The sequence below is a fragment of the Roseateles sp. GW821-FHT02E12 genome (assembly GCF_059421665.1).
The window spans coordinates 1,813,859-1,839,850 of sequence record NZ_JBWKVK010000001.1 but is presented as its reverse complement, the minus strand read 5'-3'; the positions used below and the strand labels follow the sequence as shown (position 1 = coordinate 1,839,850).

Sequence of the window (25,992 nt, the reverse complement as noted above, 5' to 3'; positions counted from 1 at the left end):
GACGATGCCGATGACGGCATCCGGGTTCAAGGGGGCTGAGATAGGCAAGGCACGCTCCGGGGCTCAGGAAAGCCTTGAATTGTAGAAGCCGAGGCTCAACCTCCCGCTCGGGCCCAATCTCCTGTCCGCCATGATCGACATCACCCTCCAGAACTTCGAAGCCGAACTGATCACCGCCTCCCAGCAGCAGCCCGTGCTGCTGGACATCTGGGCGCCCTGGTGCGGCCCCTGCCGCACGCTGGGCCCCATGCTGGAGAAGCTGGAGACCGCCTACGCCGGCCGCTTCACGCTGGCCAAGCTCAACAGCGACGAGGTGCCCGAGATCGCGACGCAGCTCAGCCAGATGTTCGGCGTGCGCTCCATTCCTTTTTGCGTGATGTTTGTCGGCGGCCAGCCGGTGGACGGCTTTGTCGGCGCCATCCCCGAGGTGCAGATCCGCGAGTTCCTGGACAAGCATGTGCCGCCCGGCGAGATGCTGGAAGCCGAAGCCGACGTGGCCGAGGCCCAAGACCTGATGGCCGAGGGTGACCTGGAAGCCGCTCTGGGCAAGCTGGCCCACGCCGTGCAGACCGACCCGGCCAACGACGGCGCACGCTTCGACTACGTGAAGGCGTTGCTGGAGCTGGGCCTGGTGGACGAGGCCCGCGAGGCCTTCGCGCCCGTGGCCGCCAAGGCCGCCGACACGCTGACGCCGTCGCCCCGCCTGGCCGCCCTGGCCACCTGGCTGACCGCCTTCGAGGCCGCCGCCGGCGCCGACCCGGCCGCCTTGCAGGCTGCCATTGCCGCCAACAAGCGCGACTTCGACGCGCGCTTCGCCCTGGCCCAGACGCATCTGGCCGGCCAGCGCTTCACCGAAGCCATGGACGAGCTGCTGGAAATCATCATGCGCGACAAGGCCTGGATGGACCAGGCCGCGCGCAAGGCCTACGTCGCCATCCTGGAGCTGCTGACCAAGCCGGCGCCCAAGCCCGCGGCCGAAGCCAAGGCGGGGGCCCTGGAGCTGACGGGCAAGGCTGCCGTGGTGCACAGCGACCCGCTGATCGACAGCTATCGCCGCAAACTGTCGATGGCCTTGTTCTGATGCGTGATTCACGCCGGGCGGGTCGGCCGCCGGCTTGAGCCGCCCGGAGCTGCCGGCAGCTCCGACCCCGCCTCAGGGCACGCCGTTGTTGCCGCGATTGCCGCGGATGTCGCGCAGCCGCACGCATTCCGGGTCGTTGCGATAAATCGGCTTTTCGCACTGCCGGTCAATGCACCAGGCACGCGCGAACAACACCCGGCCGCCGCAGGCTTCGTCGGCCGTCTTGGGCTCGTTGGAGGGCTGTGCCGTCGCCGATGCCGGACCGGCCTTGGCCGGCGTGATGACGGCGGGGCTGGACGCCGCCGGCTCGGGCGCCGCGAACACGGGGCTGCGCGGCACGGGGCGGACGTCGCCCGCCCGCTCGGTCGTGATGGGCCTGGACGCCGCCTCACGGCGCGCAGGCGCCGAGGCCGGCGGTGACACCGGGCGGGTGCTCGCCACGGCTGGGGCGGATGCAGGCGCCGCCTTGACGGCTACGGGTATCGCCGCTGGCGGGGAGGCCGGGACACTGGCCACCGCAGCCTGGGGTTCGGGCTGGGGCTGGGGCACAGGTGCTGGCACCAATGTGGTGGGCACGGAAGCCGCCACCGAGGCGGCCACGGAGGCCGCCGGCTCGATCGGCGGCACCTCCAATTTGGCCTGGTTGCTGCGCAGCTGCATGACGAAGAGCCCCAGCAACAGCAGCGCGCCGACACCACCGCCGGCGATCACCGGCACCTTCCAGGAACGCGGCGGCGGCGCCGCCACAGCCCGGGCCGGCGAGGCGGCGACGGGCGGAGTGGGTGGCGGCGGTGGCGGCGCGCTCTTGCGCAGCGGCACGACGACGGTGGCGCCCAAGTCTTCCTCGAACTGCGACGGCGTGCCCTGCACGGTGTCGGCGAATTCCAGGTCCAGCGGCTCGGCCGGGGCGGGCGCCGGTGGCGCGAACCGGGGCGCCGTGGCCTGGGCGGCAGGCACCTCGGCGCGGCCGTCGAGCACGTCACGCCAGGCGGCGGCGGTCTGCGGGCGCTGGTGGGGCGGCATGCGCAACGCCCAGTCCAGGCCGGCCAGGAAGGCGGGGGAATAGCCCTCGACATGCAGCGGCGCCAGCTCGTCGCCCATTGCGCGGGCCGTGGCCGGCGGCGGTGGGCGGCCGGTCAGCAGCTCGTGCATGGCCGCGGCCAGTGCGTAGAAATCGGTCCAGGCGCCCTGGCGCAGTGCGTTGGACTCGGCGTATTGCTCGATGGGCGCGAAGCTGGGCTTGAGGATGGCCGTGAAGACCTGGGTGCGGTCGCCGATGGCCTGGCGGGCGGCGCCGAAGTCCAGCAGGATGGGCGGGCCGCCGTCGGCCGGCAGGAAGATGTTGTCGGGCGCGACGTCGCGGTGCCAGACCTGCTGCGCATGCAGGATGGCCAGGCCGCCCAGCACGGCGTCAAAGATGCGCCGCGCCCAGGCCTCGGGCGGCGGCGTGGGCTGGGTTCGGCGTGCCTCGCGCAGGTTCTGGCCAACGAGACGCGGCATGGCCATGTAGGCCGTGCCGTTGGCCTCCCAGAAGCGGTAGACCTTGAGCAGCGAGGGATGGTCGAAGCGCGCCAGCAGCTTGGCTTCGTTGACGAAGCTGCGCCGCCCCAGCTCGAAGGTGTCCTTCATCGACACCGAGCGCACGGACACGTGCGACTGCCCGTCCCGCGACGCGAACTGGCTGGGCATGTACTCCTTGATCGCGATCTCGCGCTCAAGCGAATGGTCGCGTGCGAGATAGACGATGCCGAAGCCGCCCACGCCCAGGGTGCCCAGGATCTCCAGCTCGCCGAAGCGGGTGCCGGTAGGTAATGCGTTGACGGGTTCCTCGTCGCGGGCGTCGGCGGTCATAGGCGGGTGAGGTTAACGCAGCCTCGCCGCCAGCACAGCCCGGGATAAGCCCCGTCAGCGTGGTGGACTGCGCAGTCCGGCCGCGTCCAGGCGCTCCGCCCAGAGCAGGCGTTGGGCGGCGTCCTGGCCCCAGGCGGCCTGGGCGGCGTCGGCGTGGCGCGCGGCCAGGCCGCTCTCATGCAGCTTGGCGTAGACCTGGGCCAGGCGGGCATGCAGCGCGGCACATTCGTCCAGGTCGCAGTGGGCGGTGTCCTCGGCCAGCACCTCGATGGCGGCCTGATCGGCCAGGGCGCGGGCCCGCAGGGATTCCCCCCCGTTGGCCCAGCACCAAGCCAGGTCGGCCAGCAGGCTGCCACCCGTGCGGGCCAGGCCAGCGGCCGTCGCCTCGGGCAGGTGGGCTTCGAGCAAGGCGGCGGCAGCGGCAAAGTCGCCCTGCACCGTCAGCAGTTGGGCGCGCAGCAGCGGCGTCAGGTCGGCGCGGGCCGAGCCGCCCACGGCGTCGTCGAAATGCCCGATGGAGTCCACGCCCAGCAGCACGGCCGGCGCCTCGCCGGGTTCGCCGGCCAGGGCGGCGTGGCGGATGCGCAGGGCGCGCATCTGCATCTGGTTGTACAGCAGCGCGGCGAGGCCCGCGTCATCGCCGTCGGCGCTGGCAGCCCGGCGGCCCCAGGCATACCAGCCGGAGGCGGGGGTCTCGTCCCGGGCTCCCATGGCGAGGTCCCAGGCCATGCCCAGGGCCGACGCGACGCGGCAGGCGGCGGCCAGGTTGGATTCGGCGGCCGTGCCCGCCAGCGCGGCGGTGGCATGGGCAACGAAGCGATCGACGTCGCGGTCGACGAAAGCCATCTGCGCCAGCCAGGCGTCGCACAGCGCCTGCAGCGTGCCGAGGCCGGCGGCCGTGGCCATCACCTGCGCGCGGCGCACGCGCTCACGAGCACCGCCGCCAAAGGCGCTGAAGTAGGCCGTCAGGCCCTCGGCCAGGTGCAGCCAGGCCGCCAACTCGATGCGCGGGTGCACCAGGGCACGGGCCTGCAGCCGGTTCAGCTCCTCGCGCGCCTCGGCCTCGCGGCCATGGCGCAGCCACAGGATGGCGCGCTGCGCCTGCAGCACGGCGGCACGCGCCGGCATGGAGGCGACTGCGGCGATTTCGCCGTCCAGCCGCTGCGCCAGCCGGCTCCTCAACTTGACCGGCCCAGTGCTACTCATGCTGTAAGACGCTGCAGCGCCTCCTCGTACTTCTGCACGGTCCGCGCGATGACCTCGGCCGGCAGGGCCGGTGCGGGCGCGGTCTTGCCCCAGGGCTGGCCGTCGATGCGAACAGCCTCCAGCCAGTCGCGCACGAACTGCTTGTCGTAGCTGGGCGGGTTGCTGCCCGGCGCATAGCTCTCGACCGGCCAGTAGCGCGAGGAGTCGGGCGTCAGCACCTCGTCCATCAGTGTCAGGGTGCCGTCCGCGTCCAGGCCGAACTCGAACTTGGTGTCGGCAATGATGATGCCCTTGGTCAGCGCGAAATCAGCAGCGCGCTGGTAGAGCTGGATGGAGATGTCGCGCACGCGGGTGGCGAGGTCGGCGCCGATGATGCCGGCGGCCTGCTCGAACGAGATGTTCTCGTCGTGGTCGCCCATCTCGGCCTTGGTGGCGGGCGTGAAGATGGGGGCGGGCAGCTTGTCGGCATTGCGCAGGCCCGCCGGCAGCTTGACGCCGCAGACGCTGCCGCTGGCCTGGTACTCGGCCCAGCCGCTGCCGGCCAGGTAGCCGCGCACGACGGCCTCGATGGGCAGGGGCTTGAGGCGCTTGACGAGCATGGAGCGCTCGGCCACCTGGTCGCGCTCAGCCGCCGTGACGGCGCTCAGCGGGTCATCGCCGGTCAGGTGGTTGGGCACGATGCCCTGCAGCCTGTCGAACCAGAAGAGGGCCATCTTCGTCAGCAGCGCACCCTTGCCCGGGATGGGCTCGCCCATGATGACGTCGAAGGCCGACAGGCGGTCGGTGGCAACCATCAGGATGCGGTCCTCGCCGACGGCGTAGTTCTCGCGCACCTTGCCGCGGCCGAGCAGGGGCAGCGACGTGAGGGAGGACTGGAGCAGGGCTTGAGGCATGGCAAGGAGGCTGCGGCAGGCACAGCTGAGGCGGAAAACGGCGGATTTTAGGAGCCCAGGAAGCCTCTCACCTGCTGCGCGAAGCGGGTGACGTCGATGGGCTTGGCCAGATAGCCATCGAAACCGGCGGCGCAAAAGCGTGCCTCGTCCCCGTGCATCGCGTGCGCCGTGAAGGCGATGACGGGCACGCCCGCCAGACGCGCATCGTCCCTGAACTCGCGCGCCAGGCTGAGGCCATCGACGCCGGGCAGCTGGATGTCCAGCAGGATGAGGTCCGGCCGCTGCGCCCGCAGCGTCGCGCGGGCCGTCTCGGCATCCAGCGCACGCAGCACCTGCATGCCGTCGGCCTCCAGCACGCATTCGGCGAGCAGCAGGTTCAGTTCGTGGTCGTCGACGACGAGGATGCAGGCCGGCGCCATGTCAGGCCTCCCGCGTCATGCTGCGGGCACGGGCCCAGTGCAGCAGCGCGTCGCGCACCTGCGCCAGCGAGCCGGCTTCGCCCTTGCTTGCGATGACCTGCGCCGAGGCCGCGAGCTGCGCCAGCTCCCGGGCGCTCAGGTTCATCGCGGTCCAGACGACCACGGGCAGGCCCGCCAGCGCCGGGTCGCCGCGCAGCCGGTGCAGCACCTGGAAGCCATCCATGCCGGGCATCATCAGGTCCAGCACCAGGGCCGAGGCGGCATGGCTGGCCAGCCAATCCAGCGCCGCGGCGCCGCCGTCCACCGCGACGGCGTTGACGCCCACCTGCGACAAGGCCGCGCACATCAGGTCGCGCGCCGAGGCCTCGTCGTCAACCACCAGCACCGTGAAGCCGCCGCCAGTGCCCGAGGGTCGCAGCGGTGCCAGCACGCGGTCCAGCTCGGCACGGTCCAGCGGCTTGGCGAGCACGTCGGACACCAGGAAGGTCACCTCGGTGGCTGCGTCGGCGCCATAGCCCAGGGCCTTGACGGGCGTGTGGCGCGAGGCGCCGGACGCGCGCAGGTCGCCCAGCATGGCCAGGCCGGAGGCGTCGGGCCAGGCCAGGTCCAGCGCCATGCCGCTGTAGTGGCGCACGCGGGTCAGCTGCACCACCTCGGCGGCGCTGGCGGCCGTGTCGGTGTTGACGCCGGCATGGGTCAGCTCGCGGGCCAGGCCGTCGCGCCAGGGGTGGTCGCGCAGCGCAACCAACAGGCGTGGGTCGTCCTCGCCTGGCGCTGCGGCAAGGTCGGGATCGGGTACCGCCGCATGGCGCGGCAGCACCGCGTAGAAACAGCTGCCCACGCCGAGCTGGCTGTAGACGCCCACGCGGCCACCCTGGGCTTCGACGAGGCGGCGCGTCAGCGACAGGCCCAGGCCCGTGCCCTGGTGGCGCTTGGCCAGGCCGTCATCGAGCTGCTGGAATTCGACGAAAAGCCGGGCCAGGTCGGCCGCCTGGATGCCGATGCCGCTGTCATGCACTTCCAGCCGCCAGCGGTCCGGGCCCTCGCCCAGGGCGCGCACCTCGACGCGGCCACCGGGTTCGGTGAACTTGATCGCGTTGGACAGGTAGTTCAGCAGCACCTGCTTGAGCCGCGCGGCGTCAAGATACAACTCGCGCAATTCGGGCGCGATGCTGGACACCAGGCTCAGCCCGCGCTGCTCGGCCAGCACGGCCATCGTGGCCATCTGCTCGTCCACCAGGGCGGGCAGGTCCAGCGTCTGGGGGCGGAATATCAGCTTGCCGGCCTCGACCTTGGAGAGGTCCAGCACGTCGTTGATCATCTGCAGCAGGTGGCGGCCACTGCTGCCGATGTGCTGCAGCGCCGCCACATGCCGCGGCGACTCGGGCGGGATGGCGCCCATGGCGAGCAGGTCCGAGAAGCCGATGACGGCGTTCAGCGGCGTGCGCAGTTCATGCGACATGTTGGCCAGGAACTGGCTCTTGAGCCGACTGGACTCCTGGGCGCGCCGGTTCTCGGCCTCCAGCCAGATGGCCTGCTGGCGAGCCTGCTCGGCGGTGCGCATCGCGGTGACCTCCGCGACGATGCCCACCACACGCACCGGCCCGCTGTCGTCGCGCGCCACGCGGGCATCCATGCGCAGCCAGTGCAGGCTGTCATCGGGCCAGACAACGCGGAACTCGGCATGCCAGGGCGTGTTGCTGTCGAGCAGCGCATCCAGCGCCTGGTGCACCGCGTCGCGGTCGTCGGCCTGCACCCCCTCCAACAGCTGCTCGCGGCCCCAGTCGCCGGGGGTCGCGGCGGTCAGGCCGAAGCACTGGTCGAAGCGGCGCGACCGGTGCAACCTGCCGCCGCCCAGCTCCAGCTCCCATTCACCCAGTGCGGCTGACTCGAGTGCGAAGCGCAACCGCGTCTCGCTCTGGCGCAGCGCGTTCTCGATCTGGCACTGGTGGGTCAGGTCGCGTGCGGCCTTGACGCCGCCGACGACCTGGCCGCTCGCGTCCCGCAGCGGCGAGACCTGGGCCGAGATCTCGACCCGCCGGCCGTCCTTGGTGACACGCACCGTGCGGAAGGGCGGCACCTGCCGGCCATGGGCCAGCGCGTCGATGATGCGAAGCTCCTCGGCCTCGCGCTCGGGCGGCACCAGCATCATCACGGGCTGGCCCACGGCCTCGGCGGCGCTGTAGCCGAACATGCGCTCGGCGGCCGCGTTCCAGTTGGTGATGCGACCCTCCGGGGTCTTCACGATGATGGCGTCAGCCGTGCACTCGACCACGGCGGCCAGCCTGCGGACCTCGGCCTCGGCCTCGGTCAGCGCACCGATGTCGCGAAAGACGATGCTGACGCCGCGCACGCGCCCGTCGGCGTGGCGGGTCAGGCCGGCGTGCAGCTCGACCGGCGTGCGCCGGCCGTCCCGCGCGATGCACACCACCTGCTGGCGGCGCACGCCGTCGCGCTCGCGCTCGGCCACCACGTCCACCGGGTTGCGCGCACGCAGATCGTCGGTGCGGCCGACACGGTCGAACACCTCCCACACGCCACGGCCGATGGCATCGGCGGCCACCCAGCCGGTCAGCTGTTCGGCCACAGCGTTGATGCGGGTCACGCGGCCCTCGCCATCGGTCGTGATGAAGCCGGCGTCGATGCTGGCCAGCGTGGTGGCCAGGCTCTGCTCGGTCTCCAGCAGGTCGTCCTCGGCATCGTGGCGCCGGCCGGCCTCGGCTTGCAGCTTGATGAGCGTCTCGCTGTGCTCCTGGGCCGAGGGAATGGCCAGCAGGCTCGGCAGCAGCCGCCAGGCCATCCAGGCGGTCAGCACCGAGGCAAGGGCCGTGATCACCTTGCCCGCCGCCTGCGCCGCGTAGTCCGGGCGCCAGATGGTCCAGACATCCAGCACGTGGGTGGCGCCGCAGGCCAGGATGAACACACCGAACAGCGCGGCCAGACCGCCGAAGTTCAGCTGCGGGCGCTGGCGCGCATAGGCCAGGATGAGCAGGGGGATGGAGAAGTAGGCCAGCGCGATCGCGAGGTCGGCGCCGACCATGGTCCACAGGAGGCCGGGCGACCACTGGAAACAGTAGCCATGCGGCAGGAATCCCGAGCGGGCCACCAAGCTGGTGAGCGCGTCCATGCTTGTCCTCCTTGGGGCCCTGACTTGGAGGCACCCTGTCGGACCATTGTGCGCTCTGCTAACGCTTTGACAATGCCTACGCGCGTCAGCTCACAGACGGGTGTGAAAACCCCACGTATCGCGCCAGAAAGCGCTCGCGACCTTCGCGCTCGAAGCGCTGCGGATCCCAGTCGCCGGGCAGCAACTGCACGACCAGCTCGGGGCGGAAACAGTAGACGTCTGCGGCCTCGAGGCGCCCATCGGGCAACGCCACCGAAACCTGCACGCGTTCGTAGGCCGCGCCCTCGAAGGCATCGAGCCGCGCCCACACCGCAGCGTCGACGCCGCGGTACAGCCGCCCGTCCACCACGCCGGCCTCGGCGGGGCGCAGGCCCGGGTAGTCCTCGCCCCGCACCGGGTGGCGGCGGTAGCCGTGCAGCCGCGCAGCCTCCGACGGCAGCACGCAGCCGCAGACGCGGGCCATGATGTCGGCCCACATCAGCGAGCCGTAGGTGAAGCAGTGACCCGTGGTCACTGCGGTCTTCACTGGACCTTCTGCGCCAGCTCGCCGCGGGCGTAGGCGCCGGCGATCTCGACCAGCGTGCGGCCCTTGATCTTGCCGGCCTGGCCTTCGCAGCCGAACTCCACGTAGCGCTGCTTGGCAATGACCTTGGCGGCTTCGCGGGCGGGCTTGAGCCACTCGCGGGCGTCGAACTTGTCGGGGTTCTCGGCCAGGAACTTGCGCACCGCGCCCGTCATCGCCAGGCGGATGTCAGTGTCGATGTTGATCTTGCGAACGCCGTGCTTGATGGCTTCCTGGATCTCCTCGACGGGCACGCCGAAGGTCTCCTTCATCTTGCCGCCGTACTGGTTGATGATGGCCAGCAGGTCCTGCGGCACGCTGGACGAACCGTGCATGACGAGGTGGGTGTTGGGGATGCGCGCGTGGATTTCCTTCACGCGGCCGATGGCCAGGATGTCGCCCGTGGGCTTGCGGCTGAACTTGTAGGCGCCGTGGCTCGTGCCGATGGCGATCGCCAGCGCGTCCAGCTGCGTGGCCTTGACGAAGACGGCGGCTTCCTCGGGGTCGGTCAGCATCTGGGAATGGTCCAGCTTGCCTTCGGCACCGATGCCGTCTTCCTCGCCGGCTTCGCCGGTTTCGAGGTTGCCCAAGCAGCCCAGCTCGCCCTCGACGGTGACACCGACCTGGTGCGCCATCTCGACGACCTTGCGGGTCACTTCCATGTTGTATTCAAAGGAGGCCGGCGTCTTGCCGTCTTCCATCAGCGAGCCGTCCATCATCACGGAGCCGAAGCCCAGGTCGATGGCGCCGGAGCAGACCTTGGGGCTGGTGCCGTGGTCCTGATGCATGACCAGCGGGATGTGCGGGTACATCTCGGCCGCGGCCTGGATCAGGTGCTTGATGAAGGGCTCGCCGGCGTATTTGCGGGCGCCGGCCGAAGCCTGAAGGATGACGGGAGCGCCGACCTCGTCGGCTGCAGCCATGATGGCTTGCACTTGCTCCAGGTTGTTGACGTTGAAGGCTGGAATGCCGTAGCCGTTTTCGGCGGCGTGGTCCAGCAACTGGCGCATGGAAACGAGAGGCATGGGTTGTCCCCGGTGTAGTTGAGAAATCTCGACCGACTGCGACTCCCAACGTACTTGGTAACCGCGCCGTAACTGGTTGGGGATTCTATGGAGTCCCGGGCATGCCCCACCCCCATAGATGAGAGTAGTCAGCACAATGCGCAGTCATGACAAGACTGGTGTTCGACCACCTCACCAACTGGATCACCGCTGCCGCCAGCGAGCACTCGCACGATCTGGCCGCCCATATCGAGGAGCGCACCGGCGCCAGCCACCGCGCCGCGCTGTCCGCCCTCAAGCGCCTGACGGATGCCGGCTGGCTGACCCGTTCCGGCAGCGGCCGCCGCCCGGTGTTCTCGCCCGGCAGCCTGCGCCAGGTGGCCCGCAGTTACACCCTCTACGGCCTGCAGGAAGACCTGCCCTGGCAGCGCGACTTCGCACCTCACTTCGCGCTGCCCAAGCACGTGGAGCGCATGGTGCAACACGGTTTCACCGAACTCGTGAACAACGCGGCCGACCACTCGGGCGGCAGCAGCGTCACCGTGTCGCTGCGCCAGACGCCCACGCATGTGCAGTTGCTCGTCAGCGACGACGGCGTGGGTGTGTTCGACAAGATCTGCAGCGCCTTCCAGCTCGAAGACCCGCAGCACGCCATGCTGGAGCTGAGCAAGGGGCGGCTCACCAGCGCCCCCGACGCCCACACCGGCCGCGGCCTCTTCTTCAGCAGCCAACTGGCCGACGTGTTCGACATCCACGCCAACAACACCGCCTACCAGCGCCGCGCCTGGGAGAGCGTCGGCTGGAAAAAGGGCCGCGCCCTGCCGCGCCAGGGCAGCTCCATCTACATGGCCATTGCGCTGAACACGACGCGCACGCTGGACGGCATCATGGAAGCCTGGAGCACGCAGGGCGACGGCATCGAGTTCGACCAGACCCGCGTGCAGTTGCGCCTGCTGGCCGGCGAAGGCCTGGCGCTGGACTCACGCGCCCAGGCCCGCCGCGTGGGTGTGCGGCTGACGACCTTCAAGCGCGCCGAGATCGACTTCGAAGGCGTGACCGACGTGGGCCACGGCTTCACGGACGAACTGTTCCGCGTGTTCGCCAAGGCCAACCCGCAGGTGGAGCTGGTGGCGACGAACACGACGCCGCGCATCGCGGCGCTGGTGAAGAGCGCACGGGCGGGATGAGGTTCGCCGCGCGCCTCGCCCTGTGCTGTGCGCTGTTGGTTGGGACCGCGCAGGCCCGCGCGGACGCGGGCTGCGCGCCGGAAGTCGAGGACGCCCTGCGCAACCTCAACCCCAAGGCCGAGATCGCCGGCGAGGCCGTCAGCCCTCATTGCAAGCCCTGGCCACCGTCGAACGGCAAGGTGGTGGCCGCGGTGATGGCCTTCGAACGAGGCAGCGGCAATGACCGCAAGTGGACGGGCGTGCTCGCCCTGCTCGATGCGAGAACGCACCGCATCCTGCACGGACGCCGTTTCGAGATCGAGGAAGACGCCACCACCAACGTGGGCGGCGACAGCCTGAGGCTGGACACGGCCAACTACGCGTTGGCGCCCGGCGTTCGCGCGCTGGGCCTGCGCTACTCGGCCGCCGGCCCCGGGCCTTCAGCGGCTGACGCCCGCCGCAGCGACGAGCTGACCCTGTTCGTGCCCGACGGCCGCGGCTTGCGCCCGGTGCTGGGCCTCTTCATGAGCCTGTCAGAGGCCGTCACGGGCTGCCTGGGGAGCTGCCCCGACGCCGTGTGGGACGACGCCACCCGCACCATCGCCGTCGCCCCGCCAGGCCCCAAGGGTTGGAACGATCTGCGTGTCACGGCCACGGTGGTGCGCGACAGCAATGCAGAGACCGCCACCCTCGACCGCAGGCCGCAGCGCAAGCAGCAGGTCTACCGCTACAACGGCCGGCATTACGAGCTCAAGAGCTCGCAGTTCGACTGGGACGACTACTGCTGCACCATCGCTTGGCCGCCGCGCTGAAGGCGAGCCCGCTAGGGCTTCCTGAGCGCTGGCACCGGCGGCACCGGGATGCGCGGGCCGACATAGCCCTGCACGGTGCCGAAGCGCCCTCCGTCTTCGCGCGCCCAGTCCATCGCCCAGGCCTGCATCTCGGCCGGCTCGCGGCCGACGAAGTTCCACCACAGCAGCGGCGGCTCTTCCCAGGGCTGGCCGCCCAGCAGCAGCAGGCGTGTCGACGCGGCACAGCGCAGCTCGACCGCCTCGCAGCCCGCGCCGATGTAGAGCAGCGTGCCCGGCGTGACGGTCTCGACCGCGTCGTGGCCGGCCGGGCTGACGTCCACCTCGCCCTCCAGCAGCATCACGCCGTGCTCGAAGCCGGCGTCCAGCGCCAGCGTGGCGCAGGCCGGGCCGGTAGCGGCCAGATCCACGCCCAGCAGCGGCGTGAAGCTGGGCACCGGCGAGCGCTGGCCGGCCAGCTCGCCGACGAGGACCGTCGCATCCCAGCCCTCGTCCAGCGCCGCGTGCGGCAGGTCGGGAAAGTGCTGGAAGCTGGGCGGCCGCTCGCGCTCGGCGTCGGGCAGCGCGATCCACAGCTGGGCCAGGTGGATGCGGTCGGACAGCGATTCCTCGCTGTGCGAGATGCCATGGCCGGCCGTCATCAGGTTGACCTGGCCCGCGCGCAGCACCTGCTCGGAGCCCAGGCTGTCGCGGTGCAGGATCTCGCCCTCGATCATCCAGCTGAAGGTGGACAGGCCGGTGTGCGGATGCGGGCCGACGTTCATGCGCTTTTCGGTCGTGGCCGGGCCGGCGTGGTCGGCAAAGCACCAGGCGCCGATGACGCGCCGGCCCTTGGCTGGCAGCGCACGCTGGATAGGCAGGCCGCCAACGTCACCGATGTGGCTGGTGATGCGCTCGACGAACACGCTCATGCCGCCCTCTTGCCGACGAAGTTGACGAAGCCGGTGACGAAGCTCTGGAGCTGCTCGCGCACCTTGTCGTCGACGAGCTTGCCGTCGGCATCGAAGACCGTGCCGGCCCGAGACACCATCAACCGCCCGCCCATCCAAAAATCGTTGCCGAAGGCGCGCAGCACGGACAGCAGCGCGTCCTGCGACTGCACGGTGCCGAAGCCGCCGGGTGTCGCGCCGATCAGGCCGGTGGGCTTGGCCCCGAACAGCTTGGCGCCCTCGCCGCTGGGGCGGGACAACCAGTCCAGCCCGTTCTTCAGCACGCCAGGAATGGCGTTGTTGTACTCCGGCGTGCTGATCAGCAGTGCATCGGCGGCGCGGATCTCTTCGCGCAGCTTTGTGACCGCCTCCGGGATGCCCTGGGCCTCGACGTCACCGTCGTACAGCGGAATGCCGTGCAGCGTGCGCAGCTCGATGGTGACGCCCTCGGGCGCCATCGCGACGGCCGCGCGCAGCAGCGCCGTGTTGTAGGAAGCGCGGCGCAGCGCGCCGCTGAGGGCAATGATGTGCATGGCGTGATGGCGAGCCTGGATGCGGGCATGATGCCAGCCTCGGAGCCCCACGATGTATCGATTCACCTTGCCCGACATGAGCTGCGGCCATTGCGTCGCCGCCATCACCGAAGCCCTGAAGGCGGCCGACGCGCAGGCCCTCGTCCACATCGACCGCGAGGCTAAAACGGCCGAGGTCGACAGCGCCCTGCCCCGCGAGACGCTGGTGGCCGTGCTGACCGAGGCCGGATATCGGCCGACGCCAGCACCGGCCCCGAATCAGACTTAAGCGAAGCGGAACGGCAGCTCGCGCTGGCGCTGGCCCGTCAGCCGCGCCACCGCATTCGCGAGCGCCGGTGCCAGTGCTGGCAGGCCCGGCTCGCCCATGCCCTTGGGCGGGTCGTTGCTGGGCACGATGCTGACCGTCATCACCTTGGGCGAGTCCGGCATGCGCGGCATGGCCATGTCGTAGAAGTTGTTCTGCTCGACGACACCGTCCTTGAACGTGATGCGGTGCGTGGGCATCGTCGTCGCCAGCGCCATGATGGCGGCGCCCTGCACCTGGGTCTCCACCGCCTTGGGGTTCACGCAGAGGTTGCAATGCACGCCGGCATGCACTTCCTGCAGCACCGGCTGGCGGTCCTTGCCCTTGCCCTTGATGCTGGCGACGACGACATAGGCCACGACGGACTCGAAGCTCTCGTGCATCGCCACGCCCCAGGCCTGGCCGGCCTTCAGCTTGCGCTTGCCATAACCGCTCTTGTCGACGGCAGCCTGCAGCGCCGCGCGGTGGCGGTCGGCCTTGGCGTTGCCCTCCATCAGCTTCATGCGGTAGGCCACCGGGTCCTGCTTGGTGGAGAAAGCGATCTCGTCGATCAGCGTCTCCATGACATAGGCCGTGTGCGTGGCGCCCACCGAGCGCCACCACAGCACCGGCACGTTGACGTCCGGGTGGTGCACGCTGAGGTTCATCGGGAACTCGTAGGGCTCGCGCATGCCCTCGGTCGTCGTGCCGTCCACGCCCTTCTGGTAGCCGAAGCCCTCCAGCGGCGAGCCCTTCAGGATGCTCTGGCTGACGATGCGGTGCTGCCAGCCGGCGATCTTGCCGGTCGCGTCAAAGCCGATCTCGGCGCGGTGCACAGTCATGGGCCGGTAATAGCCGGCCTTGACGTCGTCCTCGCGGCTCCAGATCACCTTCACCGGCATGGGCTTGCCGGCCTGGGCCAGCGCCACGGCCACGGCCGCCGCCTCGCGCGGCCATTCGGTGCCCGGCGTGGCGCGCCGGCCGAAGCCGCCGCCGGCCATCTGCACATTGATCTGAATCTGCTCGGGCTTGAGGCCGACGACGCCGGCGAGATTGCCGGCATCGATGCCGGGCATCTGGGCCGCGTAATAGAAATCGCAGCGGTCGGCCTTCAGGTCCACCGTGCAGGCCAGCGGTTCCATCTGCGCGTGGTTCAGGTAGGGGAAGACGAAGTCCGCCGTGATCTTCTTGGGCGCCTTGCTCCAGGCGCTGATGTCGGCCTGGAACTCGGGCTTGGGCGCCGGCGTGCCGGGCGTCTTGGCCAGGGCCAGGTACTGCTTGGTCAGCGCGGCGGTGTCGGGCTTGGCCAGGCCGCCCAGGTTCCAGTCGATCTTGAGCGCATCGCGGCCCTTCTTGGCCGCCCAGTAGCCGCTGGCCACCACGGCCACGCCCTGGCCGCCACGGTCCAGCGCCACCGGCAGCACGGCCTTGACGCCCTTGACCTTCATCGCCTCGCTGGAGTCGAGCTTGGCGATCTTGCCGTTGAAGACCGGCGGGCGCTGGATGACGGCGACCGCCATGCCGGGCAGTTGCACGTCCATGCCGTAGGCCTGGGTGCCGGTGCTCTTGGCCTGGCTGACGACCAGGCCCGTGGGCTTGCCGATCAGCTTGAAGTTCTTCGGATCCTTCAGCGTGACGGCCTCGGGCACGGCCTGCTTCATGGCCGCGTCGAAGAACTCGCCGTAGCCGCCGCTCTTGCCCGCGCCAGTGATGACGCCGTTCTCAGCCTTCAGCGACGAGGCGGGCACACCCCAGCTTTCAGCAGCCGTTGCCACCAGCATGGCGCGGGTGCGTGCACCCAGCTCGCGGTACTGCTGGTAGCTGTTCTTCACCGAGTTGGAGCCGCCGGTCAGGTGGATGCCGAACAGCGGGTCCACGTACTCGGCCTTCTGGTTGCCGAAGCCGGTGCGCACCTTGCTCCAGTCGGCGTCCAGCTCCTCGGCACAGATCATGGCCAGGCCCGTCTCGATGCCCTGGCCCATGTCCATGCGGTTGCACAGGATGGTGGTGGTGCCGTCCTTGGCGATGGTGACGAAGGCCAGTGGCTGCTCGGTGGGCTTGGAGCCGGGCTTGGGGGCCTGGGCGTGCGTCAGGCCGGGCAACAGCGCCAGGCCGACAGCGCCGCCGACGGTGGTGGTGACGAAAGCGCGGCGGGACAGGCCGCCACTCATCGCCTGGTCAATGCGTCGTGGGTTCAGCATGTCATTCCCCTCAGGCGAGCTTGGCCGCGGCCGCGTGGATGGCGGCGCGGATGCGGGTGTAGGTGCCACAGCGGCAGATGTTGCCGGCCATGGCCTCGTCGATCTGGGCGTCGGTCGGCTTCTTGTTGCCCTTGAGCAGGGCCACGGCGCTCATGACCTGGCCGCTCTGACAGTAGCCGCACTGCGCCACGTCGTGCTCCACCCAGGTGGCCTGCACGATCTGGCCGACCTTGTCGGTGGCGATGCCCTCGATGGTGGTCACCGGGCCTTGCACCGAGGAGATGGGCGTCAGGCAGGCGCGCACCGGTACGCCGGCCACGTGCATGGTGCAGGCGCCGCACTGGGCCGCGCCGCAGCCGAACTTGCTGCCGGTGAGCTGGAGTTCTTCTCGCACCGCCCACAGCAGGGGCATGTCGGGGTCGGCGTCCAGCGCGACGGCGCGACCGTTGACGGTCATGTTGATCATGGGTGCTCCTGGCGAAGAGGGGGAAGCCGCGGACTCTAGCCAGAAGCAGTGCCCCCGTACATCACTCAGGCATTACGGTCGGCCGGATGGCTTCGGCCAGGGCCTCGAGGCTCACCGGCTTGACCAGATGGCTGTCGAACCCCGCCGCCGCGGAGCGCCGGATGTCCTCCGGCTGGCCATAGCCCGTCAGCGCCACCAGGCGCATCGGCACGGCCCTGGCACGCAGCCGCCGCGCCACCTCGTAGCCGTCCATGCCGGGCAGGCCGATGTCGAGCAGCACGACGTCCGGCGCCCAGCTCGCCGCCATCGCCAGCGCGTCGGCAGCGCTGAAGCCGGTGCGTACGTCGTGGCCGTCCACCGCCAGCATCATGGCCAGGGATTCCGCGGCATCCTGGTTGTCGTCGATCAGCAGCACCCGGCGCGGCGTGGCGCCGGCGCCATCCGGCATCACTTCCACAGCCGCCGGCTGGGGCGACAGCGGCAGGCGCATCTCGAAGGTGGAACCCTGGCCCACCCCCGCGCTGCTGGCCGCAACGCTGCCGCCGTGCATCTCGACGAGGCGGCGCACGATGGACAGGCCCAGCCCCAGGCCGCCCTGGGCGCGGTCCAGCGTGCGCGCGCTCTGCACGAAGAGGTCGAAGACGACGGGCAGCACGTCCGGCGCGATGCCGGCGCCGCTGTCCGTGACCCGCAGCACCGCGTCGTCGGCGTCGCGCAGCAGCTCGACGGTGACATCACCGCCCGCATCCGTGTACTTGGCGGCGTTGGACAGCAGGTTGACCAGGCATTGCTGCAGCCGCGCGGCGTCGCCCTGCACCGTCAGCGCCGGGCCGGCCACCACCTTCAGCCGGTGCCCGCGCTCCTGCATCGCCGGCATGACCGCTTCAACCGCCGAGGCGACGACCGCGGCCAGCGCCACCGGCCGGCGCTCCAGCTCGATGCGGCCATGGGTGATGCGCGACACGTCCAGCAGGTCGTCCACCATGCGCACCATCTGCTGCACCTGGCGGTCGATGATCTCCACCGCGCGGCGCTGCGGAGCGCCCACCGACGTTGTGCGCAGCATCAGCTCGGCCGCGTTGCGGATCGGCGCCAGCGGGTTGCGCAGCTCGTGGGCGAGCATCGCGAGGAATTCGTCCTTGCGGCGGTCGGCTTCGCGCAGCGTCTGCTCCATGCGCTTGCGCTCGGTCATGTCGAAGGAGATGCCGGCCAGGCTGATGGCAACGCCCGCGTCGTTGCACAGCGCCTGGGCGCGCACTTCCACGCTGCGCAGCTCGCCGTTGTCCGGCCGCAGCACACGCATCTCCAGCGTGAAGCCACCGCGCTCGCGCTCGGCGGTATCGATGGCCTCGCGCAGGGCCGGCAGGTCGTCGGCATGGACGAGGTCGAAGCTCTCCTGCAGCGTGCGCAGCGAGGCCCCCAGCACGTCGGCCGCGTTGTCCGACAGCGCCAGCCGGCGGGTGCGCAGGTCCAGCTCCCAGGTGAACATGCGCGCGTTGGCCAGGAAGAGGCGCAGCTGCTGCTCGCCGGCGCGGCGCAGCAGGTCCAGCTCGATGAGGGCGGACACGCGCGCCAGCAGCTCGCGCGCCGTGAAGGGCTTGATGAGGTAGTCGTCGGCGCCGGCGCCCAGGCCTTCGATGCGCGCCTCCTCGCCGGCGCGGGCCGACAGCAGGATGACGGGCAAGGTGCGCAGGGCCGCGTCGGCGCGCAGCGCGGCCAGCAGCTCGAAGCCATCGAGCCTGGGCATCATCACGTCGGACAGCAGCAGCGCCGGCCGCTCGCGCCTCACCGCCGCCAGCGCCTGCTCGCCGTCGGCCGCCTCCTCCACGCGATAAAAGGGTGCGAGCAGGCTGCACAGGTATTGCCGCATGTCGGCGTTGTCGTCGGCGACGACGACGCGGGCGCCCAGCGTGGCGCGGTAACGCTCGCCGATCTCGGCGGCCACCTCGCCCTCCCCGGCCTTGCCACCCCCGTCGGCCGGCTCGTCCAGGCAGGGCGCCGCTTCATCGGGCAACCAGCGCAGGGCCTCCTGCACATAGGGCACCGCGTGGCTCGCACCGCGCGGCTCGGCCAGCTCGTGCCTCACCTGCTCGGGCGGCAGATGGGCATGGCCGAAGGGCAGGCGCAGCGTGAAGCGCGTGCCGCGGCCGAGCTGGCTGTCGACCTCGATGCTGCCGTGGTGCAGCCGCATCAGCTCCTGCACCAAGGCCAGGCCGATGCCGCTGCCCTCGTGGGTGCGCGCCTGCACGCCCTCGATGCGGTGAAAGCGCTCGAACAGCCGCGGCAGCTCGTGCTCGGCCACACCCACGCCGGTGTCCTCGATCTCGACGACGGCACAGCCCGCCTCGGCGCCCACCCGCACCGACACGCTGCCCTGCAGGGTGTACTTCAGCGCGTTGGAGAGCAGGTTCAGCACGATGCGCTCCCAGTGGTCGCGATCGACATAGACCGGCGCCGGTAGCGGCGCGCAGCCGACCCGAAAGCCCAGGCCCGCGCTGTCCATCGCCGCGCGGAAGCTGCTGGCCAGCTCGCCCGTCAGCGCGGCCAGGTCGACGGGCCGGAAAGCGGATGTCGCGCGGCCTGCCTCGATGCGCGAGAACTCCAGCAGCGCGTTGACGAGCTTGGACAGCCGCAGCGTGTTGCGCTCCACCATGCGCAGCCGGTTGCGCGCCGACGGCGGCAACTGGGCGTGGGCCAGGGCGTCCTGCAGCGGCCCCATCATCAGCGTCAGCGGCGTGCGGAACTCGTGGCTGATGTTGGAGAAGAACTGGGTCTTGGCCCGGTCCAGCCGGGCCAGCTCGTCCGCCTTGCGCTGCTGCATCTCGTAGGCCTCGGCATTGCCGATGGCCGAGGAGAGCTGCTGCACCACCAGGCGCAGGAAGTCGGTGTAGTGATCCCTGGGCAGCCGGTAGGGGTTGAGGCCGACGATGAGCACGCCCTCCTGGCCGGCATCGCCGCTGGGGCGGATGGGCAGCACCATGGCCTTGGCGGCGGGCTCCTTCCAGTCGCCGCGCGGCCAGGCGATGCCGGCCGGCAGTGCATCGACAACCACCGGTTGCTGCGAGCGAAGAACCTCGTTGGCCTGCCAGGGTTCGCCGCGCACATCGAGGGCACGCATGGCGTCCAGCCACCGGCCTTCGCCACCCGCCGCGCCGGCCAGCGAGAAGGCCAACTCGCCATGCGCACGCAGCAGCACGGCGGCGAACTGCACGTCCTTGCGGTTGGTCTCCATCGCCTCGGTGCAGCGCTGCACGGCGTCGGCCACGGTGCGGGCATCGGCCGCGCGCGCAGCGAGTTCGCGCAGCAGCGCGAGCTGGCGTTCACCGACGACGCGCAGCGTCTCGTCCGAGTTGGCGCAGATGATGCCCGCCGCCACGCCGTCGTCGCCGGGGATGGGGCTGTAGGAGAAGGTGTAGTAGGTCTCCTCGGGGTAGCCGTTGCGCTCCATGATGAGGAGCTGGCTTTCCACAAAGATGCCGTCGCCGTTCATCGCGGTCTCAAGCAGCGGCCCGATGTCATTCCAGATCTCGTGCCAGACGGTGGCGGTCGGCTGACCCAGCGCCCACGGATGCCTGCCGCCGATGATGGACTGGTAGGGATCGTTGTAGAGATAGGTCAGCTGCGGCCCCCAGCCGATCCAGATCGGCTGGCGCGAGGTCAGCATGATGCGCACGACCGTCTTCAGGCTGCGCGGCCAGCCAGCGGGTTCACCCAGCGGCGTGCTGGCCCAGTCATGGGCGCGCATCAACGCACCCAGCTCACCACCGCCGGCCATGAAAGCCGTGTCGAAATCGCGCGGTGCCGTTGCCACTTCACTCATGCGGTCACTTCCGTTCGGACACGCCAGGCGGCGCTCCCGCCAGCGGCACGGGCCGGCAACCATCGTCCAGGCCGGAATGGCCGGGACGGGGCAACGATAGCTTCTGATGGCGAAGCGGTCGACGCAGACGCAAAAGGGGCTCCGAAGAGCCCCTTTTGCGTCACTTGAACTGGTAGCTGGCCGTCAGGTACCAGAAGCGCCCACGCGGGTCCACGAAGGAGCCCGCGTAGCCGGTCACGTGCGAGCCATAGCTGGACACGGCCGTGAACGGCGGGTCCTGGTCCAGCAGGTTGCGCGCGCCGATACGCAAGGCCAGCGTCGGCATGGGCTTCCAGCCCACCGCCATGTTCCAGCGGCTGCTGTCCTTGACCTTGTGCTCGACCAACGGGCCGACATTGGCCTCGACCAGGCCGGCCGACTCCGTCCAGCCCTTGACGAAGATGTTCTCCAGCGTCAGGTTCCAGTTGCCCAGGTTCCAGTCCAGGCCCAGCGTGTGCTGCCACTTGGGCACCGGCTGGATGCCGGCGCCGTCGCCAGCCGTGCCCTCATACGACACATAAGGCGTGCCCTTGCCGTTCTGCTGCTTCCACTGGTTGATGAAGCTGCCGGCATAGCTGGCATTCAGGCGGCCCATCGAGCCCAGGCTCCAGCCGGCCTTCACGTCGAGATCGATGCCGTTGGTCTTGAGGTCGCCCAGGTTCTCGACCGGGGTCTCGATGTAGCTGATGAAGCCGCTGGCCAGGCGGTGCACGCGGGCGTTGTAGCGCTGGTAGAGGGTCGCGTCGGACATGATGGCGTCGCCGCCGATGGTGCCGATCTGGTCCTTCTTCTGGATATGCCAGTAGTCGAGCGCGATGGACAGGTCCTTCATCGGCTCGAACACCGCGCCGAAGGAATACTGGCGCGACTTCTCGGGCTTGAGCGAGGGGTCGCTGGACAGGCGCACGTTGAACTGCGTCTCGCAGCGCGGGTCGCCGGCCTGGCCGGGCGGGCAGTTGGGGTCGACCAGGGAGTTGGCGGTGTTGGTAAACGCCGTCGGGCTGTTCACGTCCCACAGCGTGGGCGCGCGGAAACCCGTGCCGGCGCTGGCGCGCAGCAGCACTTCGCGGCTGGGCTGGAAGCGCAGCGTGACGCCCGGGTTGAAGGTGTTGCCGAAGTCGCTGTAGTGGTCGTAGCGCGCCTTGACCGTCGCCTCCCAGCCCTTGGCGAAGGGCATGGAGAGTTCGCTGAAGACCGCGTAGATGGTGCGCGAGGCCACAGTCTTGGGCACGGTGCCTTCACCGCCGATGTGCAGCCCCAGCTCGTAGTCGGCGTTCACCGCGTGGTCGTCGGCCTTTTCCTTGCGCAGGTCGGTGCCCACGGCCAGCATCATCGGCCCGCCCCCCATGGCCATCAGCTCGGTGCTGGCCTTGGCATCGAAGGCGTAGGTCGTGCTCTTGGAGCGGCGCATCGGCCCTTCCATGCGCGCCCGATCCAGCGCGGCCAGGCCGGCTGCGTCCTGCGGGCCGAAGGGGTTGATGGCGCCGCTGCGCAGCTCGGTGATGAAACGCCCTTCGTGGAGGTAGTTGTAGTAGTCCAGCGAGCCCTTGGCTTGCGACATGGTCAGGCCGGCGTCGTAGTCCCAGCCGCGGAAGACCCCGGTGGCGCCGGCGACGAAGCGGGTCTGTTCGTTCAGGACGTTGTTGGTGCGCAGGCCCACGGGCACGGAGCGCATCGCGATCTCGGTGAAGCCGCCGCCCAGCGTGTCGAACTGCGCCGGCGTGTAGCCCAGGCTCTGCAGCAGCGCGGCGGGGAAGAACTTGCTCGAGATCGGAAAGGCGAAGGACGGGTAGGTGCCGTCGGCCTTCACATGACCCGCCGTCGAGTCGATGGGCACGGGCGCGACGCGGCCGATGGAGTCATTGCGCGCATAGCTGCCCTCGAAGAACAGCTGTGAGTCCCCGCCCATGTCGAAGGTCAGCCGGCCGAAGGCATCGGCCTTCTTGGAGTCGGGCAGGTTCTCCTGCACGGCCGGATAGATGAAGCGGCAGCGCCTTTTCTGCGTGCCGTTCGGGGTCAGCACGGGCTGCCCTGCGGCCACCACGTCCTGGATGGTGTTGTAGTTGGGGTCGCAGGGGCTGAAGGCCGCGCCCGCGTTGGCGTAGGCGCCCGGCGTGATGTTGAAGTCGACGAGGCGGCCCGGGAAGGAACGGCCCGACGTCGGGGGGTCGGAGCCAGGGATCTCGTCCATGCCGCGCAGGTACCACTTCTGGTCGATGGCGCTGAGCTTGGTCTGCTTCTTGACGTTGGCGGTCAGCAGCAGGTTGTAGCCGTCGGCCTTGAGCCCGCCCATGCCGAAGGCGATGGAAGCGGCGGTTTCCTTGCCACCGATGTTCTTCTCGGTGTCGCCGTACTTCAGCGTGATGGCGCCCTTGTCGTAGTCTTTGCGGGTGATGAAGTTGATGACGCCGCCGACGGCGTCGGTGCCGTACACGGCCGAGGCGCCGTCGCGCAGCACCTCGATGCGGTCGATGGCCGCGAAGGGAATGCTGTTCAGGTCCACCGACGAGTTGCCGCCGATGGAGCCGAAGGCGAAGTTGGCCAGGCGCCGGCCATTCAGCAGCACCAGCGTCGAGTTGGGCCCCAGGCCGCGCAGGTTGGCGAAGCTCTGTGAATAGCCGGCGCCCTGCGTGGTGTCCGACTGAACGGCGGTGTTGGCGCCGATGCGGCGCAGGATGTCCTCGACGTTGGTGGCACCCGTCTTCTCGATCTGGTCGCGCGTCATCACGCTGACGGGCAAGGCCGTCTCGGACTCGACGCGCTTGATGGACGAGCCGGTGATGGTGATGCGTTCGAGCTGCTGGGCCGGATCCTGAGCCCAGGCGGGGACAGACACGAGCCCGGCGCCGATCAGCGCAAGGGCCAGGCGGTGGTTGCGGTGTTGCATGGAAGCTAACTCCTTGGGGTGTGCGCGGGCTGTATGGGTGGCCCTCGAGTGCTCTTGCCGACTTGCGGCTTGTTGCCCACGCGCAAAGAAGTTTTGAGCCGCGCTTCACAAGCCAGCCCCTGCGGGAAGTCAGGCTGTGGCGCAATCGCAGCACCAAGAATTAGGGCCTGACTTCCTGCACACGCCGGCGCCACCGCGCCGCGCGAAACGCGCGCGCGACCGGGCCGGGAATATCAGCGCCCAGGGTTCGGGGTTTCGGGCCGGCTTTACTGGCGCGCGTACTTCGCCAGCGCCTGCAGCAGTGCCGGGAGGCTGATGGGCTTGGTCAGGTGGGCGTCGCAGCCGGCGGCGAGGGACTGCTGCACGTCGGTGTCGAAGGCGTTGGCCGTCAGCGCGACGATGGGCGTACGCGGCCGGCCTTCGGCGGCTTCGATGGCCCGCCACTGGCGCGTGGCGGAAAGGCCGTCCAGGCCGGGCATCTGCATGTCCATCAGCACGAGGTCGAAGTCGCCCTCCCGGCCCTCCCCGCCCTCCCCGCCCTCCCCGGCCGCCTGACGCAGCGCGGCCAGCGCCTGCTCGCCGTCGCTCACGCGGGTGATGCGGTGGCCCAGCGGCGCCAGCATGCCCTCGATGACGAGCACGTTGACGTCGTTGTCCTCGGCCAGCAGCAGGGCCAGCGAGCGGCTGGGCGCGATACGTTCGGCGCGGGGCTCGGCCAGGTCGGCGTGCGGCGGGCGCGAGTCGGGCAGGTCCAGCCGCACCTCGAAGCGGCTGCCCTCGCCCGGGCGGCTCTGCACGCTGACGTCGCCTCCCATCAGCCGCGCCAGGCTGCGCGTGATGGACAGGCCCAGGCCCGTGCCGCCGAACTCCTGCGCGATGGACACGTCGGCCTGCGCAAAGGGCTGGAAGATGCGCTCCAGCCGGTCCGGCGCGATGCCGATACCGCTGTCCTGCACGCTGATCTGCACCAGGCCTTCCTGGTGACCTTCAGGCCCGTCGCGGCCGCGCTCGCGCGACAGCTCGACGGTGACGCCACCGGTCTTGGTGAACTTGATGGCGTTGCCGACGAGGTTGGTGACGATCTGCGCAACGCGGTGCTGGTCGCCCAGCACCCAGCCGGTGGCCTCGGTGCGCGCGAACACGCGCAGCCACAGGCCCTGGCTCTGCGCGCGCTCGCGCAGCAGTTCGAGCTGCAGCTCGACGAGGTCGACCAGGTTGAAGGGGTGGGAAGCCAGCTCCATCCGGCCGCTCTCGATGCGGGCGTTGTCGAGCAGGTCGTTGATGAGGGCGAACACCTGGCGGCCGGCGTGAGCCAGCACCTCGACGTAGTGCGCCTGCTCGGGCCGCAGCGGCGAGCGCGCGAGGATGTCCGAGAAGCCCAGCACGGCGTTCATCGGCGTGCGCATCTCGTGGCTGACCTGCGCCAGTAGCTCGGTCTTGGCGCGGCTGCGCGCATCGGCCAGCTCGCGCTCGCGCGTCAGCTCGCGTTCACGCTCGCGGGTGTGGCGCTCATGCTCGATGGCCATCAGCAGCAGGGCCAGCACCAGCAGGTAGAGGCCCGGCGCGGGCGTGGTCAGCAGGCCGGCCAGCCCGGCGCCCCAGGACACGAGCACGACGCCCGCCATGGCCAGGCCCGCGGCCAGCCCCTGGCGGCGCAGCAGCAGCGGCAAGGCGCCCAGCGCCAGCAGCAGCGCGTCCAGCGCCCACACGGCCGGGCCGTCGTCGCGCAGCAGCGGCAGTGGGTCGGCGCCCAGGGCCTCGAAGACGGCGGCATTCAGCGCCGTGCCGGAGAGGCGGCCCTGCGGCGTCATGACCTCGTCGGCGAAGAAAGCGCTGCTGCCGACGAAGACGCTGCGGCCGGCGAGCAGGCGCGCCAGTTCGGCGTCTTCCACCTCGCCGAGGGCCGCGCGCATCAGCCGCTGCCAGGACACGCGCGGCGACTCGCCGCCCTCGCCATGGCCCAACAGCGGCAGGCGCAGACGCAAGCGACCGTCGTCGTCCACCGGCCAGCGGCGCGCGCCGGCGACAAGCTCGCCCCCCTCGCGCCGCCACGCGAGCGCCCCGTCGGCGCGCAGCCGCGCGGCGAAGGCCAGGCTCGGCAGGCTGCGGCCCTGCACGCGGTGCAGCAGCGGCAGGCGGCGCAGCAGGCCGTCGTCGTCCAGCGCCACAGAAATGACACCCAGGCTGGCGGGCTCGGTCAGCGCGTCCAGCAGCGCGTCGGCGGGGGCCGTCAGCGCGTCCCAGTCCAGGCCCGGCGCGTGGGCGGCGCCCAGGCGCGTCAGCGCACGTTGCTCGGCCGCGCTGGCCGGCGCCAGCTCAACGGCGGCGCGTTGGCGCAGGCCCGCCGCGGCCAGCACCGCCGGCGGGCCGGAAGCCAGCGTCTGCGCCAGCCGCGCATCGCCCTCGCGCGGACCGGTGAAGACGATGTCGACGACCACCAGGCGCGCGCCGACCTGGCCGAGGTAGTCCAGCATCAGCGCGTAAACCTCGCGCGAGTACGGCCACTCGCCCAGCGGCTGGCGCAGCGCCCGCAGCGAGGCGTCGTCGATGTCGATGACGACGCTGGTGGGCGCAGCCGCCGGCGGCGCCGCGGCACGCAGCAGCAGGTCGCCGAGCGTGCGGTCGATGCGCGCCTGGGCGCCGGTCAGGCTCAGCAACGCCCAGAGCAGCAGGGCTCCGGGCAGGGCGAGCCAGGGCCAACGTTTCAAGGCAAGGG

The 25,992-nt window shown here is 70.4% G+C and carries 18 protein-coding genes; 4 read left to right on the top strand and 14 right to left on the bottom strand.

The window, feature by feature from the left end; all coding sequences use genetic code 11:
- Positions 1–130: 130 nt before the first annotated feature.
- Entirely contained in the window at positions 131–1,081 is a 951-nt protein-coding gene (locus AC07V5_RS08765; RefSeq protein WP_495115259.1) for a tetratricopeptide repeat protein, read from the top strand.
- A gap of 72 nt (positions 1,082–1,153) precedes the next feature.
- Here AC07V5_RS08765 and AC07V5_RS08760 read toward each other — a convergent pair whose 3' ends face one another.
- The 7 genes from AC07V5_RS08760 to fba form a co-directional block, all read right to left on the bottom strand.
- The gene (locus AC07V5_RS08760) at positions 1,154–2,932 is read right to left on the bottom strand and encodes a serine/threonine protein kinase (RefSeq protein ID WP_495115258.1); all 1,779 of its coding nucleotides are present in this window, start codon (positions 2,930–2,932) and stop codon (positions 1,154–1,156) included.
- Positions 2,933–2,986: 54 nt separating this feature from the next.
- The gene (locus tag AC07V5_RS08755) at positions 2,987–4,138 is read right to left on the bottom strand and encodes a hypothetical protein (RefSeq protein ID WP_495115257.1); all 1,152 of its coding nucleotides are present in this window, start codon (positions 4,136–4,138) and stop codon (positions 2,987–2,989) included.
- Complete coding sequence (locus tag AC07V5_RS08750) at positions 4,135–5,031, bottom strand: phosphoribosylaminoimidazolesuccinocarboxamide synthase (protein WP_495115256.1); 897 nt, start codon at positions 5,029–5,031, stop codon at positions 4,135–4,137. The genes AC07V5_RS08755 and AC07V5_RS08750 overlap by 4 nt, the downstream gene beginning before the upstream one ends.
- A 47-nt stretch (positions 5,032–5,078) precedes the next feature.
- Complete coding sequence (locus AC07V5_RS08745; RefSeq protein ID WP_495115255.1) at positions 5,079–5,450, bottom strand: response regulator; 372 nt, start codon at positions 5,448–5,450, stop codon at positions 5,079–5,081.
- 1 nt (position 5,451) lies between these two features.
- Positions 5,452–8,577, bottom strand: a complete 3,126-nt coding sequence (locus AC07V5_RS08740) for a PAS domain S-box protein (RefSeq protein ID WP_495115254.1) — start codon at positions 8,575–8,577, stop codon at positions 5,452–5,454.
- An 85-nt stretch (positions 8,578–8,662) separates the two neighbouring features.
- The gene (locus tag AC07V5_RS08735; RefSeq protein ID WP_495115253.1) at positions 8,663–9,103 is read right to left on the bottom strand and encodes a gamma-glutamylcyclotransferase family protein; all 441 of its coding nucleotides are present in this window, start codon (positions 9,101–9,103) and stop codon (positions 8,663–8,665) included.
- Positions 9,100–10,164 (bottom strand): class II fructose-bisphosphate aldolase, encoded by a 1,065-nt coding sequence (fba, locus tag AC07V5_RS08730; RefSeq protein WP_495115252.1) that lies wholly within the window; start codon positions 10,162–10,164, stop codon positions 9,100–9,102. Before fba ends, AC07V5_RS08735 begins: the two co-directional genes overlap by 4 nt.
- A 146-nt stretch (positions 10,165–10,310) precedes the next feature.
- Here fba and AC07V5_RS08725 point away from each other — a divergent pair, with 146 nt between their 5' ends.
- Positions 10,311–11,330, top strand: a complete 1,020-nt coding sequence (locus AC07V5_RS08725; protein ID WP_495115251.1) for an ATP-binding protein — start codon at positions 10,311–10,313, stop codon at positions 11,328–11,330.
- Positions 11,327–12,121 (top strand): PA3715 family protein, encoded by a 795-nt coding sequence (locus tag AC07V5_RS08720; protein ID WP_495115250.1) that lies wholly within the window; start codon positions 11,327–11,329, stop codon positions 12,119–12,121. Before AC07V5_RS08725 ends, AC07V5_RS08720 begins: the two co-directional genes overlap by 4 nt.
- A gap of 11 nt (positions 12,122–12,132) precedes the next feature.
- Here AC07V5_RS08720 and AC07V5_RS08715 read toward each other — a convergent pair whose 3' ends face one another.
- The gene (locus AC07V5_RS08715) at positions 12,133–13,029 is read right to left on the bottom strand and encodes a pirin family protein (protein WP_495115249.1); all 897 of its coding nucleotides are present in this window, start codon (positions 13,027–13,029) and stop codon (positions 12,133–12,135) included.
- On the bottom strand, positions 13,026–13,580 hold the full coding sequence (locus AC07V5_RS08710; protein WP_495115248.1) for an NADPH-dependent FMN reductase: 555 nt from the start codon (positions 13,578–13,580) through the stop codon (positions 13,026–13,028). Before AC07V5_RS08710 ends, AC07V5_RS08715 begins: the two co-directional genes overlap by 4 nt.
- 52 nt (positions 13,581–13,632) lie before the next feature.
- Here AC07V5_RS08710 and AC07V5_RS08705 point away from each other — a divergent pair, with 52 nt between their 5' ends.
- Complete coding sequence (locus AC07V5_RS08705) at positions 13,633–13,848, top strand: heavy-metal-associated domain-containing protein (protein ID WP_495115247.1); 216 nt, start codon at positions 13,633–13,635, stop codon at positions 13,846–13,848.
- Here AC07V5_RS08705 and AC07V5_RS08700 read toward each other — a convergent pair.
- From AC07V5_RS08700 to AC07V5_RS08680, 5 genes are all read right to left on the bottom strand, one after another.
- The gene (locus AC07V5_RS08700; protein ID WP_495115246.1) at positions 13,845–16,064 is read right to left on the bottom strand and encodes a xanthine dehydrogenase family protein molybdopterin-binding subunit; all 2,220 of its coding nucleotides are present in this window, start codon (positions 16,062–16,064) and stop codon (positions 13,845–13,847) included. The genes AC07V5_RS08705 and AC07V5_RS08700 overlap by 4 nt on opposite strands.
- A gap of 10 nt (positions 16,065–16,074) precedes the next feature.
- On the bottom strand, positions 16,075–16,530 hold the full coding sequence (locus AC07V5_RS08695; RefSeq protein WP_495115245.1) for a (2Fe-2S)-binding protein: 456 nt from the start codon (positions 16,528–16,530) through the stop codon (positions 16,075–16,077).
- Between the two features lie 61 nt (positions 16,531–16,591).
- Positions 16,592–20,350, bottom strand: a complete 3,759-nt coding sequence (locus AC07V5_RS08690; RefSeq protein ID WP_495115244.1) for an ATP-binding protein — start codon at positions 20,348–20,350, stop codon at positions 16,592–16,594.
- A gap of 160 nt (positions 20,351–20,510) precedes the next feature.
- Positions 20,511–23,276 (bottom strand): TonB-dependent receptor plug domain-containing protein, encoded by a 2,766-nt coding sequence (locus tag AC07V5_RS08685; protein ID WP_495115243.1) that lies wholly within the window; start codon positions 23,274–23,276, stop codon positions 20,511–20,513.
- Between the two features lie 266 nt (positions 23,277–23,542).
- The gene (locus AC07V5_RS08680; protein ID WP_495115242.1) at positions 23,543–25,984 is read right to left on the bottom strand and encodes a hybrid sensor histidine kinase/response regulator; all 2,442 of its coding nucleotides are present in this window, start codon (positions 25,982–25,984) and stop codon (positions 23,543–23,545) included.
- Between the last annotated feature and the right edge of the window lie 8 nt (positions 25,985–25,992).

Bases quoted from the DNA above. Each gene is read 5' to 3' on its own strand.
- AC07V5_RS08745 (WP_495115255.1), bottom strand. From the start codon at position 5,450: ATGGCGCCGGCCTGCATCCTCGTCGTCGACGACCACGAACTGAACCTG.
- AC07V5_RS08700 (WP_495115246.1), bottom strand. From the start codon at position 16,064: ATGCTGAACCCACGACGCATTGACCAGGCGATGAGTGGCGGCCTGTCC.
- AC07V5_RS08720 (WP_495115250.1), top strand. From the start codon at position 11,327: ATGAGGTTCGCCGCGCGCCTCGCCCTGTGCTGTGCGCTGTTGGTTGGG.
- AC07V5_RS08750 (WP_495115256.1), bottom strand. From the start codon at position 5,031: ATGCCTCAAGCCCTGCTCCAGTCCTCCCTCACGTCGCTGCCCCTGCTC.
- fba (WP_495115252.1), bottom strand. From the start codon at position 10,164: ATGCCTCTCGTTTCCATGCGCCAGTTGCTGGACCACGCCGCCGAAAAC.
- AC07V5_RS08685 (WP_495115243.1), bottom strand. From the start codon at position 23,276: ATGCAACACCGCAACCACCGCCTGGCCCTTGCGCTGATCGGCGCCGGG.
- AC07V5_RS08705 (WP_495115247.1), top strand. From the start codon at position 13,633: ATGTATCGATTCACCTTGCCCGACATGAGCTGCGGCCATTGCGTCGCC.
- AC07V5_RS08690 (WP_495115244.1), bottom strand. From the start codon at position 20,350: ATGAGTGAAGTGGCAACGGCACCGCGCGATTTCGACACGGCTTTCATG.
- AC07V5_RS08695 (WP_495115245.1), bottom strand. From the start codon at position 16,530: ATGATCAACATGACCGTCAACGGTCGCGCCGTCGCGCTGGACGCCGAC.
- AC07V5_RS08760 (WP_495115258.1), bottom strand. From the start codon at position 2,932: ATGACCGCCGACGCCCGCGACGAGGAACCCGTCAACGCATTACCTACC.
- AC07V5_RS08755 (WP_495115257.1), bottom strand. From the start codon at position 4,138: ATGAGTAGCACTGGGCCGGTCAAGTTGAGGAGCCGGCTGGCGCAGCGG.
- AC07V5_RS08725 (WP_495115251.1), top strand. From the start codon at position 10,311: ATGACAAGACTGGTGTTCGACCACCTCACCAACTGGATCACCGCTGCC.
- AC07V5_RS08710 (WP_495115248.1), bottom strand. From the start codon at position 13,580: ATGCACATCATTGCCCTCAGCGGCGCGCTGCGCCGCGCTTCCTACAAC.
- AC07V5_RS08715 (WP_495115249.1), bottom strand. From the start codon at position 13,029: ATGAGCGTGTTCGTCGAGCGCATCACCAGCCACATCGGTGACGTTGGC.
- AC07V5_RS08740 (WP_495115254.1), bottom strand. From the start codon at position 8,577: ATGGACGCGCTCACCAGCTTGGTGGCCCGCTCGGGATTCCTGCCGCAT.
- AC07V5_RS08765 (WP_495115259.1), top strand. From the start codon at position 131: ATGATCGACATCACCCTCCAGAACTTCGAAGCCGAACTGATCACCGCC.